We start from the raw sequence: 16,709 nt of genomic DNA, 5'->3' as shown, positions 1-16,709 counted from the left end.
ACCTTTATATCACAGTTTTCTCAAGAGCTCCCTCAATAACTCTATGAACGAGATCTTTTTGAATTTTCATAACGAAGCCAAGAAGGACGTTTTGTAACACGCTGAAAAGAACTATTTTCTTTCTCACCTAATGCATGAGTCTGACCACTATGAAAATCTCCATAGTTCATCCCGCTGCTTTTTTCATGTATAGCGTCTTCTTTATTCCATCCCACACTTTTGGCAAGAGCCCCTTTCATCTCTTCTGCTTGCTGATAAAGAGCAGCAATACGATTTGCAGTTGCTGGATGTGTCGAAAAAAGACTATCCGCTCCCTCACCGCTCAAAGGATTAATAATAAACAGATGCGCGGTTGCTGGATTATGCTCTGCTTCTTCATTATATACCCCACGTCCCCCATCAGCAATCTTACGCAATGCCGAAGCCAACCATAAAGGATTACCACATATTTCAGCCCCTCTCCGATCCGCAGCATATTCCCGTGTACGGCTAATCGCCATTTGCACCAGCATCGCTGCAAAAGGCGCCACGAGCAATGCAATAAATCCTCCAATTGCCCCAGCGCCATGAGAATCTTCTGAAGAGTTACGCTGTCCTCCCATAAAGAAAGCAAAATTACCAAGCATTGAAATTGCCCCTGCAATCGTTGCGGTCAGAGTCATTGTTAACGTATCACGATGCTCAATATGTGCGAGCTCATGCGCCATAACGCCGGCAATTTCCTCAGCGCTTAACCGCTCTAACAACCCAGTACTTGCAGCAACAGCTGCATTTTGCGGATTACGTCCCGTTGCAAAAGCATTTGGCTGTGCATTCTCAATAACATAAACCTTTGGTTGAGGAAGAGAAGCCTTTTGTGCTAAATCGCTTACAATCTTATAATAAACTGGTGCTGAATGCTGATCAACTTCACGCGCCCCGTACATGCGTAAAACGATTTTATCTGAATTCCAATAAGAAAAAAAGTTTAAACCACTTGCCATCAAAAGAGCAATGACCATGCCACCGCCCCCTCCAACAAGATAACCAACTCCCATAAAGAGAGCAGTTAAAAAAGCCAAAAGCATAGCTGTACGCATTATATTCATTACTCAAAAAACTCCATGATAAAAGTCAATCAATACTATATGATGGTGTTTTCTTTCTGCTTCTTCAATGGAATAGGTGTAAAATGAATAAAAAAGATGAGAAAACAAGCAAAAAAAATGCAACTGTCGTTAAACAGCAATCTCTTTCTCCCGCAGCACAACGCGCCCTTAAAGAAGCTGAAGAAAGACGAAAACGCGCAGCAAAAAAAGAACAACCTTTAGAAAACGGCGGACGCGGCGGCAAAGACCCTTCCCGCTATGGAGACTGGGAAATTAAAGGCCGCGCCATTGATTTTTAAAACCATTGATTTAAAAAAAAACGGCGCAATTTAAACAAGCAGCTTTTTAATGAAAATCCGTTTTTGATAGACAAAAACGGATAATATTTATTTTTCTAAAGCTTTTAAAAACACATTGATTAAACAATCATGCTTCTTATGCTGAAGCAGATTCTGCTTCAGCCGCTGCCGCTGCTTCTTCTGCTGCTTGCTTTGCTGCTGCTATACGTTCTTGTGCTTTTTTACCCGGTTCACCTTTATGTGGATTATTACGAGTTGGACGCTTTTTCAAGCCAGCTGCATCTAAAAACCGTAAAACGCGATCTGTTGGTTGAGCCCCTTGCCCAAGCCAATATTGGATACGTTCTTCATTAAGTTTCACCCTCGGTCCATCTTTAGGCAACATTGGATCCCATGCACCAACACGTTCAAGAAACCGCCCATCGCGCGGACTACGAACATCTGCAACGACGATATGATAGTAAGGACGTTTTTTTGAACCTCCACGGGACAAACGAATTTTCAATGCCATATTTTATCTCCTATTGTCAGCTCTGGCTTTCGTTTAAATTGACTTTTTTTGTTTTTTGCTCTTCAGCAATAACTTCATGATGACTCACAACTTCTTTAATAATAAATTTTAAAAATCTTTCAGCAAAATCAGGATCAAGATCGCTATCCATAGCCAATTGCCGCAAACGCGCTACCTGATATTGCTCACGCAGAGGATCTACTTTAGGCAAATCATAACGGGCTTTTAAGCGCCCAACAGCTTTCGTACAACGAAACCGCTCTGCTAAGATATGAATCAAAGTTGCATCAAAATTATCAATGGATGCTCGTAAATGTGCCAATTCGTTTAATACTGTTTCCTGCATTATATTCCTTTCCCTCTTTACATCTTATTTTTTCTTAGGATGCTGAGGAAAATTTCCCCCATCGACAATGCCATTGGAAAGACCAGGAAAAGTAGGTCCACGCTTGGGAAGTCCGGGCAAGAGCTTCCCTCCATTACCATTTTCAATTTGCTTTTGAAGCGTTGAGAATTGCTTTGGATCCAATCCCGACAAATCCGGCATAGCTGGAGAATCCCCTCCCAAGTTTCCCATACCACCAAAACCCATTTTGGAACCAAGGCCTCCCAACATCTTTCCCATAAAACCACTTTTTCCTTTACCACCCATGGCTTTCATCATATCAGCCATTTGGCGATACATCTTCAAAAGTTTATTAATATCAGCCGCCGTCGTACCAGACCCCTTAGCAATTCGTTGTTTGCGGCTATGTTTTAAAAGCTCTGGATTCGCCCGCTCTTTGGGTGTCATAGATGAAATAATGGCCAATTGACGATCAAACAAACGATCATCAAACCCCGCAGCCGCAATCTGCTCTTTGACTTTCCCCATTCCTGGCAACATGCCCATAATACCGCCCATTCCACCCAGTTTTTTCATTTTCTGCAACTGTTCTGCAAGATCATTCAGATCAAATTTTCCGGCTTGCATTTTTTTTGCAAAAGCAGCAGCTTTCTCATGATCCATTGTTTCAGCAGCTTTTTCAACCAAAGAAACAATATCCCCCATTCCGAGAATACGATCAGCAATACGACTGGGATGAAATTCTTCTAAAGCATCTATTTTTTCACCAGTTCCAATTGCTTTAATTGGTTTACCTGTAACAGCACGCATAGAAAGAGCAGCGCCACCACGCCCATCACTATCCATACGTGTTAAAATAATCCCCGTAATCCCTACACGCTCATCAAAAGAACGAGCAAGATGAACGGCATCTTGCCCCGTCAAACTATCAGCCACCAACATAATCTCATGAGGAAGGGAACATGCTTTAATTTCAGCCAATTCGAGCATCAAAGCTTCATCAATATGATTACGTCCTGCTGTGTCAAGAAGAAGCACGTCATAACCACCTAATTTAGCAGCCTGCACGGCACGTGATGCAATATCAACGGGCAGCTGACCCGCAATAATAGGCAAGCTTGCAAGTTTTGCCTGCTCTCCCAATTGGCGCAATTGCTCCTGTGCAGCGGGACGGCGTGTATCTAATGACGCCATGAGAACTTTTTTATTGTGCTTATCAGTAAAACGTTTTGCAAGCTTTGCTGTTGTAGTTGTTTTTCCAGAACCTTGCAAACCAGTCATCATGATAACAACTGGAGCTGGTGCATTTAAATCACTCAGAACGCTTTCATTTCCAAGAATATGAACCAATTCATCATGAACAATTTTAACCACCATTTGGCCTGGTTTAATTGATTTAACGATTTCGGCCCCAACAGCTTTTTCCCGAACTCTATCGGTAAAAGAGCGCACAACATCAAGAGCAACATCAGCTTCCAATAAAGCGCGACGAATTTCACGCAGCGCCTCTACAACATCCTGATCCGATAAAGCGCCACGTCCCGTCAAATGAGACAGGATAGAACCAAGTCGCTCTTGCAAGGATTCAAACATCATTTACCTCATTGTTGCATAACAAACAAACCAAAATAGCATCCGAGAACGCATCGCGCCGTCGGATGTTGACCTCTGAGATCTCTTTATACCCTTAAACTGGGGTCTCAGTCGGTGGCTCCAAGTTAATTTTGTCACTGAAAGCTTGCTCCTTCAAACAATAAAACCCCAGCTTTGTCAAGTTTTATCATAAAATATCTTTTTATACGAAGAAATAAAAACAACAAATACTATACTTCAAAACTTTCAACTTCAACACGCATAAAACAACCTGTTTCCTGTTCCATGCTCCATAATTTTCCGCTAGAGATATCAAACCAAACACCATGCAATGTCAAAAAACCTTGATCTTTGCGAAGCTTTATCCACGGAAACGTCTCTAAATTTCTCAACGAATGGCGAATAGAAAGCTGCTCTAATGCCGTCTGTTTTTCTGGCCAAGACAGCGACTTATTATTCAAAACGATTTCTGCTGCTGGTGCTAAGAGACTTATCCATTGACCGATAAAATCATTTGATAATAAAGATTTATATGTCTCATTAAGAGCAGTACGAATGCCTCCACAATGGGCATGACCAAAAACGACAATATGTCTCACCTCAAGCAATTGCACAGCATATTCAAGAGCTGCTGATGTTGCGTGATATTGGTCATCAGGAGAAAAAGGAGGAACCACATTCGCCACGTTGCGCAGGGTGAAAATTTCCCCTGGCTTAGCATCAAAAATCATTTCTGGTACTGCACGCGAATCACAACAAGCAATGACCAAAACTTCAGGTTTCTGCCCCTCAATCGCCAATTGCTGATAATCTGCTATTTTATATAAAAAATGATTGTTTATAAAGTTTTGGTAACCACTTAAAAGTCTTTCTGGTAAACGCGCCATTCTCTCTTTACTTTTGCTTCTTTTTTTACTTTTATTTTGTATATTTTAAAAAACAAACTATTAACATACAAAAATACTAAAAGTGCCCTTTCCTTGAAGCAAAATATTTCTTTAAAGTGCAAAATATTACTAAAAAATAGCAAAAACAAACTCATTCTTTCCAAATAAAGAGCTATTTTCTTTAGAAAGAAGGTGTTACAGTATATAAAAAATATAATGGTCTGCTTTTAAAAAGAGAAGAAAAGACTCCTTAAGAGCAAAAAGGGAGAGTGAATGTGTTGCAACAAAAAAAAACAGAGACAAAAAACACCCAAGATAAAATAGAACAAATCCTTTTTGCCCAAACCGATAAAGAAGATATTGCTTATTACGAAAATGAAGAACTTCAAAAAGCCACAACCATCGCGGTAAAAGCTTTTAATCTCCATCAGACGGGAAAAAATACCATCTGCTTTGAGCAAAATTTAACCCGTAGTAACAGACCTATAACCGTTATCACGCTTGTCAATGATAACAAACCCTTTCTTCTCGATTCTATTTTAAATGTTTTTAATCAACACAAAAACCATATCTATTTGATTGCACACCCCATTATTGATTGTGCTTCTGGAAAACGCATCAGTCTGATGCAAATTCACATCGAGTCATTAAACAAACAGCAAATACAAAAACTTGAAAATGAACTCACCTTAGTTCTTGAACAGGTTAATGCTGCTGTACAAGACTGGAAACCTATGCTTGAAGAAGTTGAAAAGCAGATTCATGCCTACCAAATAAGTCTTCCCCCACACTACAAACAAGAAGGCGAAAAAGCTATTGAATTTCTTCACTGGCTAATGGACGATAATTTCATTTTCCTTGGTATGCGCACTTACAACTTCATCAAAGACCAAAAACCCCTAAAATCCTTTACAGCCAGTAATATTGAACTTGGTATACTCACGGATGCTTCTATTCATATTGTTGACGATAAAAGCATGAAAGAACCTCCTCAAGAAGTTTTATCCTTCATGGAAAGCGATAATCTGTTTATCGTGACAAAAGCGAACAGCCGCTCCAAAATTCACCGTTCTGTTTGGCTCGATTATATTGGTCTTAAAATCTTTGATAAAGAAAACCAACTCTGTGGAGAATTACGCATTGTAGGGCTTTTTACCTCCTCAGCTTATACACGTTCTATTTTGCAAATTCCTTTCTTAAAAGAAAAAGCCCGAACTATTATTCAACGACTTGGACACAATCACGCCGATTATTCAGGAAAAGCACTCATCAGTGCTTTAGAAACCTATCCAAGAGATGAAATGTTTCGCTCTGATGTTGATACATTGACAGAAAACACTAAGCTTATTCTACAATTAGATGAGCGCCCACGTTTACGGGTTCTTGCCCACACTGATTCTTTTGGACGCTTTGTTTCTATCCTTGTCTACGTACCGCGTGACCAATATAGCAGCAGCTTGCGTGAAAAAGTTGGCGAACATTTTGTTGAGCTTTATAAAGGTGACTTTTTTGAATCTTATCCGCTATTTTTGGAAAGCACCCTTATACGTGTCTATTATATCATCCATCGCAAAGGAAACGAAACTGTTCCCCTTCATGAGCGCTCCACACTTGAACAACATGTACGTTCGATTGCACGAAGTTGGGAAGACAGGGTTCAAGCCATCGCTCTTACCCAGAAAATAACAGAGCAACAAACACGTCTAGCCAGTGAATTCCCCAACAGCTATCGTGATTTATTTTCAGCTGAAGACGCTATTAACGATGCCGGACATATTCTAAGTCTTCATGATGAAAAGCCCCTTTTCGTGATCTTTTATCACGCACAAAACAAAGAAAAACAGTACATTTCTCTTCGGCTTTTTCACCGCCATGAAGCTCTTGCCCTTTCCAAACGTGTACCACTCCTTGAAAATATGGGGTTTCGCGTTATTGCTGAACAAACCCTTGAATTACCAGATGGCAATGGGCGCTCTGTGTATCTTCATGATATGCAGCTGGAAAGTACTTTCCAGCGCTGTATCGATTTTGAAAAAGACGGGCAAAAACACGCCGAAACCTTTGAAGCCATTTGGGCACAAAATGCTGATAATGACGGCTTTAATGCTCTCACACAAACAGCTGAGCTTGATTGGCATGAAATTGTTATTTTGCGCCATTATGGGCGCTATCTCCAACAAGCTGGAATTCCTTATTCGCAAGATCGCGTTGCCCAAACTTTAAATGCTTATCCTGACATTACCCAAGATCTTTATGCTTTATTTCATTTAAAATTTCATCAAAGCCATACAGAAAAAGAACGGGAAAAAAACCAACAAGTTATTCAAAAGCGCATTGAAGAAAAATTACGGAAAGTCTCTGGTTTAGATGATGACCTGATCTTACGCCGTTATTGTAACCTTATCGAGGCGAGTTTACGAACGAATGCCTTTACGCCTCTTCCTGATGGAAATCCACGGCGTATTTTAGCCACCAAATTAAATCCACGCCAGATTGAAGGTTTGCCTGAACCGCGCCCTTACCGAGAAATTTTTGTTTATGGACCAGAAGTTGAAGGGGTCCATTTGCGTTTTGGACCTATCGCTCGTGGCGGCATTCGTTGGTCTGACCGTGCATTAGATTATCGCACCGAAGTGCTTAGCTTAGTCAAAGCCCAACAAGTTAAAAATGCAGTTATCGTTCCTGCAGGTGCAAAAGGTGGCTTCTATCCCCATCGGCTTCCCCAAACAAATGACCGTGCTGTCATCATAGAAGCAGCACGACAAGCTTATACAGACTTTATCACAGCTTTGCTCTCCATCACAGACAATCTGATTAACGGCAAAATAAGTTCTCCCCATAATGTCATCTGTCATGATGACCCTGACCCCTATTTTGTTGTCGCGGCAGACAAAGGAACAGCAACTTTTTCTGATACAGCCAACGCCATCAGCCAAGCAAATCACTTTTGGCTCGATGATGCTTTTGCCTCTGGAGGCTCAGCAGGTTACGACCACAAAGACATTGGTATTACAGCTAAAGGTGCATGGGAAGCCGTCAAAAGACATTTTAGAGAATCATTTAATCACGATATTCAAACAACGCCCTTCACCTGTGTCGGTGTTGGCGATATGTCTGGTGATGTCTTTGGCAATGGAATGCTGCTTTCCAAACAAACAAAATTGATTGCCGCTTTTGATCACCGCGATATTTTTATTGATCCAGATCCGAACATAGACGAAAGCTATGCAGAGCGTACGCGTCTCTTCAAACTGCCTCGCTCAAGCTGGCAGGATTACGACCAAAGCAAATTATCAAAGGGCGGTGGTATCTTCTCACGAAAAGAAAAAACCATTACTCTCTCACCTGAAGCAGCACAAGCCATTGGTTTCGAAAAACAAACAGGAACACCCTTTGAAATTATCTCTGCTCTTCTCAAAGCCCCTGTTGATCTTTTATGGTTCGGTGGCATTGGTACTTATATCCGTGCTGCAACAGAAAACGATGCCCAAGTAGGTGATCGTGCAAATGATGCAATACGCATTACCGGAGAACAAGTGCGTGCAAAAATTATTGGCGAAGGGGCTAATCTTGGTGTTACACAACGTGGACGAATTGAATATGTCTCAAATGGTGGTCGATGCAATACGGATGCCATTGACAATTCTGCTGGTGTTAATTGTTCTGATATTGAGGTCAATCTCAAAATTGTTCTTGCATCAGCACTACGTGCCAAAACGTTAACCCGCGAAGATCGCAATAAGCTCTTGAAAAAAATGACGCCTCAAGTCGAGCAACTCGTCTTGCGCAACAATTATCTACAACCTCTTGCGCTTTCTTTGGCGGAAAACCAGAGCACTGCTGATTTGCCCTATCAAATACGCTTTATGCACGACTTGGAACAAAAAAAGCTTCTAGATCGCAGAGTTGAAATACTCCCTGATGAGCAAATTTTACGACAAAGAACAACCCAAGGCAAAGGTCTTCTCCGTCCAGAACTCGCCGTTATTTTTGCCTATGCTAAATTGACCTTAAAAGAAGAAATTGCTAATAGCCCCATTGTTGATGATCACTATTTCAATACAACCTTGCTGAACTATTTTCCAACCCAAATTCAAGAAAATTTTAAGAAGGAAGTTATTAACCATCAATTGCGTCGTAATATTATCGCAACGCTGATTGCCAACGATATTGTAAATCGTGGAGGCCCCACTTTTGTTAATAGACTACACGATGCAACAGAACAAAAGACTGAAAATATTATTCGCGTTTTCATTGCTATCCGCGATGGTTTCGAAATTCCTCAATTGTCTGAGCAAATTGATAAGCTTGATAATAAAATACCCGGTCTTGTCCAAAATAAATTCTACGCAGCAATGACCCCAATGCTCTTTGAAACAACCAATTGGGGTTTGCACAACATAGATCTCTCACGTCCATTAGAAGAAATTGTAAAAACAATAAAGCAAGCCCGTAGCGTTATTGAAAAAGAGCTTATGCATTCTCACGGCAACGATATTAAGCAAAAGATTGAAGAAAAAGCATTACACTACAGCGAAGAGGGAGCACCAAAAGCATTAGCGAAACAATTAGCCCTCTTGGAAGCTGCTTCAACAATATGTGATATTTCTTTAATTGCAAAAAAAAGCAACAGTGATCTTATTAAAACCGCAGAGATCTACTTTTCACTTGCGCAAATCATTCGTATAAACCGCATTAACGAAGCAAGTCGTATAATTCCTGTAGTAGATTATTATGATAGTATGGCTTTAAGCCAAGCCAAAGAAAATGTTTCTGAAAGCTTTCGGCAAATCGTTATGAAAATCCTCAAAAATTATGGAAAGAAAAAGGATCCTTTTGACACTTGGAAAAAAACAGAAGAAGATCATATTCACAACATTACAAACCGCATTAGCGCCCTTATTGAAAATGATCTCAATATTTCTCGTTTTACTTTTGCAGCAGGATTGATTTCTCAACTTCAAAATATTGGCTTTCAAACCTAAAGTAAATACAAAACGACCCACTCAATCTCCCGTTCTATCCCACCACCACGACAAACCAACTAAGACAGAGCAGAAGTTTGCATTTTAGACATAACACCAACAATAAAAATCTCGCTATTTATCACAATAGAATTGTTTGCAACAATTTCAAAAAAAACACCAGGATTGATTTCTCACCCTAAAAACATAAACTTTCAGACTTAAAAGCAGTACAAAACAGCTAAGCTTTTGCTCCGTTCTATCCCCCCATGACTAATCAGCAAGGGAAGAACGAAAGCCCTATCCCGCATTTTTAGACAGAGCACTCAAAATAAAAAATAAATTCAGATTTTACTGTCAAATATCCTTCATCATAAAAATATAATATATTGATTTACAATCATAATTTTATCATTTTTATGATAACTGATAACCCGATATTCTAAAATTGTCTCATTTAAAATCTGTTTATATTCAATCAATTAACCCCATTTCCCCTTGCATATTGCAAATGGGAAAGCCGAATAGATAAAAACAGTAAAGAAAAGACTAAAAATGCCCCTCATAAACCGCCTCAAATGCCAAAATCCGCAGTAACATTGGGAGTTAGCAAATATAATATGATGGTGTTGCCCCAGCTTATTACTCCATAACCGAAAAGATGGTAGCCCTTAATGGCTCTATCGTTATACCATTCATAGGCGGCATCGGAAATAAGAAGCACTGAGAAATATTTTTTTAAACAAATACGTAAATATGCAATACAAATATATTCTGTTTTACGTGGAAGACACATGGCTTCATTAAAAAACATCAGAAATAAAAGGATAAGCTTAATCTATCATTTAAAATGATATAACTGTAACTGCTTTTGAAATGCGTAAAATCGAATAAAAAATGACAGTAAAGATGGATGTTGATTTTTCCCTTTACAACTTCATATTCTCCTCCAACTAGGCTATTTACTGGTTTTAAGAGGTTACTCCCAAACAGATATATGCAATATACTCATTCCATATATAAAGAAAAAGGTTCCTAACAAGCACCACACCACCTGTATAAAAAGGCAATTCAGCATACTTTAAAATGCCACTTTTTCCATACAAACACTGTTACTATATGTAGTTTGATATAAGATTTTGTACTAAGTGAAAAGAGGTTGGACGAATTAGGAGTAGGTGGTAATTTTTTATTTTTATAGCTATTTTTTTTACCATTAAATACGCATTTTGTTAAAATAGATTTTGACACTCTAAAATTGCAAAAAAGTATGAAAATCAGAAAAAATCGAAATTTTGTGGTAAAAATTAAAAAAGGCTTTGGTACAACACCTAAAGCGGAGCAAGACGACCAAGTTTTAAAAAGCCTAATTTTACCCACCCATTGTTAATGAGCAAGGAAAGAACGGGAGCGCCGTCCGCATTTTTAGGCAAAGCACCTAAAATAAAAAATAACGCTTGAAGATTATTGGTTTGCGTGGGAAATAAGCGCTGCAGAGTGTCAAGAAGCTTCATAGACTGAATAAGGACAAGTTCAAATTTTGCTGTCAAATATCCTTCATCATCAAAAGAAAAAGGTCCACTAATACGCACTGCACCACCTGTATGAAAAGTCAATTCACCTTGCTTTAAAAGTCCACTTTTTCCATACAATCGCTGTTGCCAATTTTTTCCTTCATTTTCAAACAGAAGAGAGGCATCATTTAAAATCCATTTCAAATTGCCATCAATTTTAGGAATATCAACAAAAGAAGATTTTAAAAAGGGAGAAGCATCAAAACCGTCAAAAGTTATATGTCCCGATAAATCATTCTTTTCATGTTTAAGATCAAGTCGAAAAAATTCTGCCGTTATTTTTGGGGAAGCTTCTTTTGGCTCTAACGGCTGAATAATCACGTTATGCGTATTTTGCAAAGATGCCTGATCTTCAATATTTTCTTGTGTCGTTTTTTTATCTGTCGTTTGTGCTCCTAACGCTTCTTGAAGCTTTTGACCTTCAAGGGAAGAAGAAAAAGGTGAAATCTCAAGCCCTTCAGCTATAAACTTCAATGTCTTACCCGTTTTCCAATAAGGTTCTGTTTCAATCATCAAATTGCGCCAACTGGATACTATGGAAGTTTTTCCAGAAAAAACAATTAATGCAGGGGAATGAACATTAAACTCGACCAAATGAGGTGCATAAATTGGTGCACCAGCTGTTAAACGCCCCGTCGATAAAGAAACCCCATGTAAAGGCCAAGAAAATTGAAACTTGTCACAAACAACACCGACACGTAAAGGATAACCATCCTTGTGCACATTCTCACATACCGCCGCCATATTATGGGAAGATATTTTTGTGAATATATCAGAAACATAGTCTTCTATTTTACGTGAAAAAAAAACCAGAGCGCGCTATAAATAAATACCAAAGCAAGACAAAAGAGCCCACAAATTAAATAACTCAAAGAAAAACTTTTTTGTGATGATGGTATTTGAAAGGATTTAGACAATATTCAAACTTTCTTTATCTCTTAACTTCCTCCCCACCCTAAAAAGGATAAAGATTCCCAACCACGGTCAGTTTATACACAATCCAACTTCTTAATCGACCGGATTTTATATACTGGTCACTTCAAGAAGTCCCTATACATCGTTCTAAAGTACAGTATCTCATAAGCTCAACAAACAAGATTTTCTTAAAAAACCCTTTACACCCTTTAACAAAAAACACCTCATGTGTAAAGTTTTACATAGATTTTCTACCTCTACCTTAAACCATACTGTTTTACAGCACAAAAAAAATGATAATGAATAGTGTTTCTTAACGATAAAACCATTGAGCACCCCCATCTTTACGCTTATTGAGGAGCAAAGCCAGCACCATCATTATATTTGGCTACCCCCACAATTTTGCGACAGCCCTTGGCACTTAAGACAGTTCATAAGAAGCATTTTTAGTCTTTTCTTATACAGTTTTTGCCCACACGCCAGCCCTACTTGTGACAGCAAGCAAGAGGTTTTTATTGAGTCAACATACACAGGTTTGGAATGAGAAAACCTTACGATATTCGGGGTTCTCATTCAATATGCAAAACAGTGAATTACCTATATAAATCAATGCGTTGCCAATAATCACACAAGTACGGGCGGTGTACAAAAAATCTGGTGTAATGCGCTTTCAAACCATTGGCTCAAAGCTCGATCATAGATTAAACGACCTTTCAAATGTGCACAAGCAGGTTGAGCACCTTTTTCAGTCAATTTATGTGCCGAACGCACGACCAAACGCCGCATCATAGCGCGTGTAAACTCAGCATGAAACTGCAAGCCCCATGCATTGTTTCCATAACGAAAAGCTTGTGTAGGATATGTATTCCCTGTTGCCAAAAGCATTGCCTCTTTCGGTAAATCATAAATACCTTCATCATGGAAATGGTAGACCATTTCTGGCCAATTCATCAATTCCTTCCCTTGTGGGGTTGCTTCTAGTGGATACCAGCCGACTTCAACAGTCCCATCACTTCTTGTACCAACGCGCCCCCCTAGATTTCGCGCTAACATTTGTGCTCCAAGACAAATACCCAAAAAAGGCTTATTTTCCTTTAGTGATAACGAAATCCAATCAATTTCCTCACCAATATAAGCTTCGCTGTCATTCACACTCATCGGCCCCCCTAAAATAACAACACCGGCATAATGCTCTAATGTATCAGGGAGTTTTTGTCCAAAAATAGGACGATAAATATCAAGAACAAAACCTTTTTGTTGTAAAAATTTTCCCAAACGACCAGTATAGGTAGAGCGCCGATGAATAACGACAGCAATCCTTGGTTTGTTATTTTTTTGTTTTTTATCAAGACATCTCTGATTTAAAAACATTTTTTAACCAATCACCTCTGCAACCAAGCAAAACTTTATTTTTAAAGCATAAGAGAATAATTTTATTGGACAAGACTAACGATATTTTTTCTTCTAGGTCAATTGTTCTTCTGAGAAAACACTCATATTATCCATTGGTGCAATTTAAAATAAACGAAACTTTTTCCTCGATAAAGATGTTTCTTCTTCTGTTTTAACCCCTGGATCATCAACATTTAAATGAATTTGACTGAACATTTTTACATCTTGTTCTTTTATATCTTGTTTCTCCACCTGCACATTATGCAAAAGAGAATTATCTATAGGTGTTAATTTTTCCAGCTTCTTATCTTCAACATCATCACTTTTTCCCATAACATACTCTTTGTCTTGCTTTTTCGGCACAATATTGTCCGCCTCTAATGTGAGAGAAGGCATACAGGGAGGCGCCTTCCATTCAAAACAGCCCAAACGTCCACTGATTGGAGAAACCGCTGACCAAGAAGAAAAAATGGACCCATCACACATCCATACTGGATCACGTTCAGCACGAAGTGCTAAAGAAAGCCATTGACGCACAGCACCTTGATTGTTTCCCTGTGCCTCTTCAATATCTGCCAACAATAAATAAACACTTTCCCGTGGATGACATTGTAATGCTTTTTGTGCCTTCTCTCTTGCTAATGCTGTTTCACCAGCATCCAAAGCTGCTTTAGCAATAAGGAAAGCCGACTCAAATGCATCTTTATTATAAGAAGCAAGTGTCTTAGCCCTTTTCAATCGCCCAATGGCTCCTTCTTCTCTTTCAAGATAAAGCGTCCCCAAATCAGGATGAGGATTCTTTTGCCAAGCCGCTATAATCATTTTATCCGCTTTACGCGTTTCATTTAACTTATAAAGAATATCAGCAGCAATAACTATTATTGGAACAAAATCAGGCGCCAATTTATGGGCTTTCAAAATAGCTTCACGTGCTTGTACAGGATGTGTATCAAACAAAGAAAGTGCCTGCCCACTTAGTAGTAAAACCTGTATATGCTGCCGCTCTGGAGTCGCGCGAACAGAACGCGGGAGAGCTTTTTGCGTTCTTTCAAAAACAGTAAGTGCCTTATCCCATTTACCTTCAGCACTTAACCGATCAAGCACCGCCTTATGCGCCCATAAAAGTGCTGGCGATAAGGTCAGTGCCTCTTCGGCATATTGTTGCGCTGCCTCATAAGCTTTACTCTTCATTGCTTCACGAAACAAACCATAAAGTCCAACCAGTTTTGTCGGATCTTCCTTTCTCATCTCTTCATAAAGACCAATGGCGCGAACAGAATCATTTTGTAAAGACAAGGTTTGCGCTTGTAAGAGTTTTACCAATGGCTCTTGTTTTCCTGCAAGATATTTAGCAACCCGTTCTTCCATTTTTTGCGCAACCATACTATCACCAGCAAAAGTTGCAAGAATCCCCTTTGAAAGAGCTTCGTAACCACGCTTTTGATGGCGTTTATAAAAATAATTGGAAAGAGCACTCGGTATGGAAAAAAAGAAAGATAATAACCACCATAAAAGCACCAGCGTTATAAAAAACAAAATAAGCACACTTAACACTGTAAGAAATGAAGCAGAAAATCTGAAATGCAAAAATGTGAGAACAAAAATACCATTGTGATTAGCAACCCACGTGAAAGCTAAACCGAGGATACAAACAACAAAAATATAAATAAAAACACGTATCATCTTGGGCCTATTTACATCTTTGTTGCTTTAAAAGATCCTTGTTGCACAGACAATAACAATTGCTGCAACAACTGTTGAATAGCAATATGTCTTTCAAGCTGCTTAACAAAATCCATTGAAACATCTTTTGCACTTTGAGGCAATGATTGCCATTCGCTCAAAGCCTTTTCGTAATCACCAGCTTGAATGGCAACTTCCATGCGCGCCGCAATAGCCCCCAGCGTTGTCCCTTCAACATTTCCAATCGGTCGCGAAACAATGAGCCCTTTTATCCACGCTAAAATTCGGTCAAAAAAACCAGCATCTGACGCAACAAGATTTTGCGTACCAACAATTGCATCGGCAACATGAGCAAAATCAACTGAAAGTTGTGATGAACTTGGAAGACCCACAGTAGCTGTTTTTTGCAACACATCAAGTCCATTAATCGAAGGCGATAATTGCTGTAACAGCTTTAGTTCATTATTATAAGATCCACCACGCTCTACAGCATTTTTTAATGAACTAATTGCAGTAAAGAGCGCAGTATCTATTTCTTTTTTCTTACTATTTTTAACAGCAGTTTCTTCCTGTAGTGCTTCTAACTGTTGTTTTAACACAGCAAGATCATTTGCATTGCTCTGCCCAACAGACAAAGCCGTCTCTATATCTTTCGACTTTCTAACAAAAGTTTGTACAATTTCTTCAAGAGTTTTTACTTTTTCCTCTAAAATCGCAAAAGCTTTTTTGCTTTCTTCTTTCGATAGTTCATCATTTTTCGTTGTTTTAAACTGTTGTGATGAAAAAGAAGACAACTCTGTTTTTAACGCATCGATTTCTTGAAAGACCCGCCTCAATTGTTCCTTTGTGTCTTCACCTTGACTTTTTGCGGCTTCAGCAATCTGCAAAGCTTTTTCTCCTCCAGCAGAATTTTCCACAAAAGGAGAAGGAAAAAAACCAGCCCATTGAAGCCCCATAAAAATTCCCAAAGCAATGAATCCTCCCAAAATCCCAGAAAGGGACAAGAAAAGCCAAGTTGTACTAGAGGTACTTTTATCCTGACCTTGCATATTCTGTTTTTCTCGCGCATGAGCTTCTACAGAATTGTGGATTTTTTCCTCTGAATCATGGGGAACAGCTTCATGTTCAATAACTGGTTTCTTACGGCGCGTACCAGCATAATGTGGTTTAACTTTTGGTTTTGAAGAATCGACCATCTCTGTCACTTTTCGTGCACACTTTTTTTAATGATAAAATAATAAAATGAAAAAAGTTTTAAAAACGCAGCCTTTTCTCAATAATATTTACAAGTATCGCCTTTAATAGACAAGTTTTTAAAAAAACATTTGCATTTTATACTCGAAAATACAGCTTTATTTTTTAATCAACGATATCATAAAATTCAAAGAAAATGCCAAAACACATATTTTTCATAGAAAAATCAATTCTAAGAGAAATACTTTCCATCTTTTTCTGTT

General features: G+C 38.9%; 11 protein-coding genes. 2 read left to right on the top strand and 9 right to left on the bottom strand.

Features of this window, described 5'->3' with window-relative positions:
- Positions 1-41: 41 nt before the first annotated feature.
- Positions 42-1,088, bottom strand: a complete 1,047-nt coding sequence (gene htpX / locus ACFIK3_RS01095; RefSeq protein WP_375659680.1) for a zinc metalloprotease HtpX — start codon at positions 1,086-1,088, stop codon at positions 42-44.
- Positions 1,089-1,171: 83 nt separating this feature from the next.
- Here htpX and ACFIK3_RS01090 point away from each other — a divergent pair, with 83 nt between their 5' ends.
- On the top strand, positions 1,172-1,387 hold the full coding sequence (locus tag ACFIK3_RS01090) for a DUF1674 domain-containing protein (protein WP_273790074.1): 216 nt from the start codon (positions 1,172-1,174) through the stop codon (positions 1,385-1,387).
- A gap of 136 nt (positions 1,388-1,523) precedes the next feature.
- Here the strand turns inward: ACFIK3_RS01090 and rpsP are convergent, their stop codons facing one another.
- The 4 genes from rpsP to ACFIK3_RS01070 form a co-directional block, all read right to left on the bottom strand.
- Entirely contained in the window at positions 1,524-1,898 is a 375-nt protein-coding gene (gene rpsP / locus ACFIK3_RS01085; RefSeq protein ID WP_273787601.1) for a 30S ribosomal protein S16, read from the bottom strand.
- A gap of 16 nt (positions 1,899-1,914) precedes the next feature.
- Positions 1,915-2,244, bottom strand: a complete 330-nt coding sequence (locus tag ACFIK3_RS01080; protein WP_273790075.1) for a chorismate mutase — start codon at positions 2,242-2,244, stop codon at positions 1,915-1,917.
- Between the two features lie 24 nt (positions 2,245-2,268).
- Positions 2,269-3,837: a signal recognition particle protein gene (gene ffh / locus ACFIK3_RS01075; protein WP_273790300.1), complete on the bottom strand. Its 1,569-nt coding sequence runs from the start codon at positions 3,835-3,837 to the stop codon at positions 2,269-2,271.
- Positions 3,838-4,067: 230 nt separating this feature from the next.
- Positions 4,068-4,724, bottom strand: coding sequence for a carbonic anhydrase (locus tag ACFIK3_RS01070; protein WP_273790076.1), 657 nt, complete (start codon positions 4,722-4,724; stop codon positions 4,068-4,070).
- Positions 4,725-4,999: 275 nt separating this feature from the next.
- Between ACFIK3_RS01070 and ACFIK3_RS01065 the strand changes: the two genes are divergently transcribed.
- A complete protein-coding gene (locus ACFIK3_RS01065; protein ID WP_375676137.1) occupies positions 5,000-9,709 on the top strand; it encodes an NAD-glutamate dehydrogenase in 4,710 nt (1,569 codons plus the stop codon).
- A 1,310-nt stretch (positions 9,710-11,019) separates the two neighbouring features.
- On the opposite strand, the gene ACFIK3_RS01060 is transcribed toward ACFIK3_RS01065, so the two are convergent.
- The 4 genes from ACFIK3_RS01060 to ACFIK3_RS01045 all read right to left on the bottom strand — a co-directional run bounded on the left by ACFIK3_RS01060 (position 11,020) and on the right by ACFIK3_RS01045 (position 16,448).
- Entirely contained in the window at positions 11,020-12,006 is a 987-nt protein-coding gene (locus ACFIK3_RS01060; protein ID WP_375664880.1) for a DUF2125 domain-containing protein, read from the bottom strand.
- Between the two features lie 795 nt (positions 12,007-12,801).
- Positions 12,802-13,548, bottom strand: a complete 747-nt coding sequence (locus ACFIK3_RS01055) for a glutamine amidotransferase (RefSeq protein WP_273790078.1) — start codon at positions 13,546-13,548, stop codon at positions 12,802-12,804.
- A gap of 144 nt (positions 13,549-13,692) precedes the next feature.
- A complete protein-coding gene (locus ACFIK3_RS01050; protein WP_375676136.1) occupies positions 13,693-15,252 on the bottom strand; it encodes a heme biosynthesis protein HemY in 1,560 nt (519 codons plus the stop codon).
- 11 nt (positions 15,253-15,263) lie between these two features.
- On the bottom strand, positions 15,264-16,448 hold the full coding sequence (locus ACFIK3_RS01045) for a COG4223 family protein (RefSeq protein WP_375676135.1): 1,185 nt from the start codon (positions 16,446-16,448) through the stop codon (positions 15,264-15,266).
- Positions 16,449-16,709 lie beyond the last annotated feature (261 nt).

The sequence above is a fragment of the Bartonella sp. CB10SXKL genome (assembly GCF_042195515.1).
In the GTDB taxonomy this organism is placed as follows: Bacteria; Pseudomonadota; Alphaproteobacteria; order Rhizobiales; family Rhizobiaceae; genus Bartonella.
The sequence above is the reverse complement of the archived record's forward strand: the minus strand, read 5'-3'. Positions and strand labels throughout refer to the sequence as shown.